This is a genomic window from Spirillospora sp. NPDC049652, assembly GCF_040675125.1.
Lineage (GTDB): Bacteria > Actinomycetota > Actinomycetes > Streptosporangiales > Streptosporangiaceae > Spirillospora.
In genome coordinates this window covers 1-4,137 of sequence record NZ_JBFAOF010000663.1, presented here as the reverse complement: position 1 = coordinate 4,137, position 4,137 = coordinate 1, and the positions used below count along the sequence as shown (strand labels likewise).

Genomic DNA, 4,137 nt, shown 5'->3' with positions numbered 1-4,137 from the left:
GAGCCGCCACACCGCCGAACCACCGCCTCGCTCGGCGAGGCCGCGCGCCGCCTGGTCGAACAAGACGTGCTCCGCCCCGACCTGCGGCTGAGCGTGGCGGACACCGATCCCTGGACGGCCCTGACGGAGGTCGGCGACAGCCTCCCGGCCGAGGTCCGGAAGCGCTGGACGACGACCGTCGAACGGCTGCGCCCGGCCTGCCTTGATCTGGCCGAGCACCTGGAGACCATGGACGTGGACGAACTCGGCGAACGCCTGTCGGTGATCAGGGACGAGATCCGCGTGCTCGCCGAGCGCTCCGGTGTGACGGGCGGACTGCCGCTCCGCACGTCGCGGTGGCCGGTGCGTGTCGACTACCGTCCAGCGCTCGCGGCGACATGGACGCCCGAGTTCCTGGAGACGGTCCGGCGTGCCGTCGCGGAGACGCTGGCCTACTACGAGGCTGACCAGGGCCCGGAACTACTGCGCCGTTCGTCCATGCGCCTTCTGCTCGGGACGGCCGCGAATGCGCCGGAGACATCTCTCGACCAGCTCGTCCGCGACGCCGGCGTCCCGTACCGGACGATGAACGGGATAGGACGGCCGGGACGTCCCGAGACCGCCCGCATCATGGCGGAACTGCGCTCGCACCGGGACCGGACGGCGCTCCGCTGGCACGACCGGCTGCGTCCGTCCGTCGCGTCACGCTCCTCCTACCGGATATCGGCGGCGGACCTGCGCGCCGCGCCGACGGCCGGGCCGGGCGGCGCGGTCGTCGTGGCCCTCTGCGAGCCCGGAAGGCTCCGCGTCGAGTGGGGGAGACCGCATCCGCTGGCACTGACCGCGCGGTTCGAACCGCTGCTCGGCGAGCCGGGACGCGCCTCCCCGCTCACCGCCGCCGTCCGGGACTGGTACGCGTCCTGGCCGTCCGGCACGGCCCAGCCGGTGGAGATCGCGGGATCCGACACGCCCAACCCCAACGCCGCCGGCCGCCCGTCCGTCACCGTCCATCGCCTCACCGCCCCGCAGCGGACGGACGAGACCGGCCGGATGACGGTCCGTACCGACCGCGGGCGCCTGCGTCCCTGGCTCGCGGACCCGGCCCGGGGGGACGCGCTCGTCCCGGTCTACAACTCGTCCGCGGCCATCGGCGGACGTGATCCGCGCGGCTTCGTCCTGCACCGCCTCGCCCTCGGGCACGGCTGGGAGTTCGTCTGTCGCAGGCTTCTGCCCCGGCCGGTTCCGGGCGGTCACGTCCCGTGCGTCGAACTCCCGTCCTCGGCCGTCCTGTCGCCTGCCCGCTGGTGCCTGGACGAGCGGGCGCTGACGGAGATGCTCGCTCTCGACGAGGCGGGCCGCTACCTGGCCTGGCGCACGCTCGCCGACGACCTCGGCCTTCCCGGGACCGTGTGGGCGGCCGTCGAGGACGACCCCGAGGCCGCGCCGCTGTTCCTGCTCACTGAGAGCCCCCTCGCCGTCGCGGCGATGCTGCGCAGGCTAGAGGAACGGCCGAGGTCGATCGAGTTCTTCGAGGTCCACGGCTCGCCGGAGCAGTGGGTCGAATGCGCCGACACCGGTCACCGGTTCGCCTGCGAGCTCGTGGTGACCTGGCATGACAGGAGCTACTGGGAGAAGGTGCGCAAGCCATGAGCCACTCCACGAACGAGCGCGCCGCACACTCTCCCGAGGACGGTCGATGGCTGGAGGCACGCCTCCTCGTCGGCACCGATCCCGCCACCGGAGGGCCGCGAGTGCCCTGGAAAGACCTCGGAGAAGCACTCGCCCGGTGGCGCGCGGAACAGCGCTTCGGACTGTGCTTCTTCGTCCGCAAGTACCCCGGGCTGCGGCTGCGTTTCCAAGGCCCGGACCTCGGGACGCGCCTGGTTCCCGAACTCGTCCCCTGGCTCGCGGCCGCGACCGAGCGCGGTGATCTGGTGGGACACCGGCTCGCGGTGTACGAACCCGAACTCCATCGCTTCGGCGGCCCCGCCGGCATGGCCCTCGCACACCGGCACTGGGATCACGACACCCCGCTCGCCGTGGCCTACGAGTCGATGCGCTCGGCGCTCCCCGCCACCATCGGCGCGTCCGCGCTGTGGGCGGCGATGGTCAATCACCTGCTCCGACTCTGCCTGGAAGACTCGGCAGAGGTGTGGGACGTCTGGAAGCGCCTGGACACCCTGGCCGCCACGGTGGGCGGCGAACCCTCTGAGGACATCACGTCCGCGCGTGCCCAGGAGCTCTACGAAGTGTCGCCCGACCTGGTCGCGCGGCTCGCCCCCGCCGAGGCCCGGCTCCTGCGCCAAGCGGTCACCGGCAACCAGCGGACCGCGCGCGGACTCGGCGCACTGGACTTCGACGGCGGCCTGACAATCGGGAAACGCGCCTGGCTGACGGCGAACGCCACCTTCCAGTGCAACCGCTGGGGCCTCGGCCTGCGACCGGCGGACCTGAGAAGCGTCACCGGAGCGATGACCCGCCTGCTCCAGCCGGACCTCCAAGGCGCCCAGCACCCCGAGGCATGAGAACCCGCAGAACCCGCGTCAGAAGTCGCGGCCGTCCTGGACGAAGTTGAAGACCTCCTCGTCGAAGGGGCCGTACCAGGCGCCTCGCCCCTCGCTGACGTCGACCTCCGTGGTCGGCAGGGCGGCCTCCAGCCGCGCCGCCATGTCGTCCGACAGGTAGTGGTGGTGCAGGTCGAGATGCTCCAGGTGGGTCAGGGGCTGGCCCGTCAGCAGCGCCTCGGCCCCGCGATCGCTGAAGGTGCCCCGGGCGAGGCTCAGCCGCCGCAGCCGGGCGACGACCGGGGCGGTCGCGATCCGCTCGGCGATCTCGTCCTGCACGCCGCTGTTCTCCAGCGCGAGCGCGCGCAGCGACGGCAGCCGCTCACCGGTCAGGACGGCGCCCAGGTCCCCCTCGTCCGCGACCTCGATGTGACCGCCGTCGACGCCGAGCCAGACGTCGAGGCGCTCCAGCGCGGGCAGGTCGCTGTCGGCGATCGCGCGCATGACCTCGGCCGGCAGGTTGCACGACTCGACCCGCAGGGTCTTCAGGGACCCGTGCCGGACCGGCTGGAACTCCAGGTCGTACTTGCCCCGGACGTCCAGGCGTTCGAGCCGCGGGAAGCGGTCCAGGAGCGGTGTGAAGTCGTCGGACCTCTCCATGAAGCCGAAGTCCTGCTCGTGGCCGAGCGACAGTGCCCGCAGCCGGGGGAGCCGGTCGGCGACGTCCATCAGGATCTCGGTGCCGGTCGGGCCGTCGGCGCCGATGTAGCCGAGGAGCAGGGTCGTCACCCGGGTGCTGTCGGTGGCCGCGAAGAACGCCTCGATGACCTCGGCGAGCCCGGGCGGCCCGGAGTACTCGGCCTCCAGGAACCAGGCCGCCTCCTCCGCGACGACGCCGCCCCGGTGCTCCGGATAGAAGGCCCGCACGGGAAGGCCGTCGAAGCTCTTCTCGCGTCCCCTGCCGGACATGGGAACCTCTCCCTTCGGTCGGCGTGCCGATGATCGTAGTCAGCCCGTTCTGCTCCTGTCCGGAAGATCAACTTTTGCGGCGGTCGAGCAGGACGGCCGGGACGGTGAGCAGGGCCAGGGCCGCGCCGATCCAGGGGAGGGACGCGAGGCCGGCGCCCGCGTCCAGCGCGGTGCCCGCCAGCAGCGGGACCAGGCTGATGCCCAGCTGGAACATGGAGACGGTGGTGGCCCCGGCCAGCGTGGGCGCCTGCGCCGCGAGGGCGAACACCCGCGCGTAGAGCGCCGGGTTCAGGACGAAACCGGCGATCCCGAGAAGCGGCACCAGCGGGACGACGACGAGGACGTGCGCGGCGAACGACGCGAGCAGCGCGGACGCCAGCGCGATCCCCGCGGCTCCCGCGAGGAGCGCGTGGCGGGGACGTCGATCGGAGATCCGCCCGCCCACCGACAGGCCGAGGACCGCCCCTGCTCCGAACAGCGTCAGGACGGCCGGGACCCACACGTCCGCGACGCCGGTGACGTCCTTCAGCAGGGCCGCCAGGTAGTTGTACGAGACCATGTACGCGGCGGTGCTCAGCAGGGTCGCGGCGAACACGGCCCACAGTCGCGGCCGCCGCATCGCGGCCAGCTCGCGCCGGACGCTCGGCGCTCCGCCGGTGCCACCGCTGCCGGTGGCGGTGGCGGG

The 4,137-nt window shown here is 72.8% G+C and carries 4 protein-coding genes; 2 read left to right on the top strand and 2 right to left on the bottom strand.

Annotated elements, in window-relative coordinates; all coding sequences use genetic code 11:
* Nucleotides 1-1,629, top strand: a 1,629-nt coding sequence (locus AB0J52_RS30145) for a hypothetical protein (protein WP_500186034.1), incomplete at its 5' end; no start/stop codon positions are given.
* Nucleotides 1,626-2,504 carry a thiopeptide-type bacteriocin biosynthesis protein gene (locus AB0J52_RS30140; protein ID WP_500186032.1) on the top strand — a complete coding sequence of 293 codons (879 nt, stop codon included), beginning with the start codon at nucleotides 1,626-1,628 and terminating at the stop codon, nucleotides 2,502-2,504. The genes AB0J52_RS30145 and AB0J52_RS30140, both read left to right, overlap by 4 nt.
* An 18-nt stretch (nucleotides 2,505-2,522) precedes the next feature.
* Here the strand turns inward: AB0J52_RS30140 and AB0J52_RS30135 are convergent, their stop codons facing one another.
* Nucleotides 2,523-3,452 carry an STM4015 family protein gene (locus tag AB0J52_RS30135; RefSeq protein ID WP_500186031.1) on the bottom strand — a complete coding sequence of 310 codons (930 nt, stop codon included), beginning with the start codon at nucleotides 3,450-3,452 and terminating at the stop codon, nucleotides 2,523-2,525.
* Between the two features lie 67 nt (nucleotides 3,453-3,519).
* The coding region (locus AB0J52_RS30130) for an MFS transporter (protein ID WP_500186030.1) at nucleotides 3,520-4,137 on the bottom strand (618 nt) is incomplete at its 5' end.

What these genes read in the sequence shown, in the direction of transcription:
- AB0J52_RS30140 (WP_500186032.1), top strand. Translation starts at nt 1,626, where the DNA reads ATGAGCCACTCCACGAACGAGCGCGCCGCACACTCTCCCGAGGACGGT.
- AB0J52_RS30135 (WP_500186031.1), bottom strand. Translation starts at nt 3,452, where the DNA reads ATGTCCGGCAGGGGACGCGAGAAGAGCTTCGACGGCCTTCCCGTGCGG.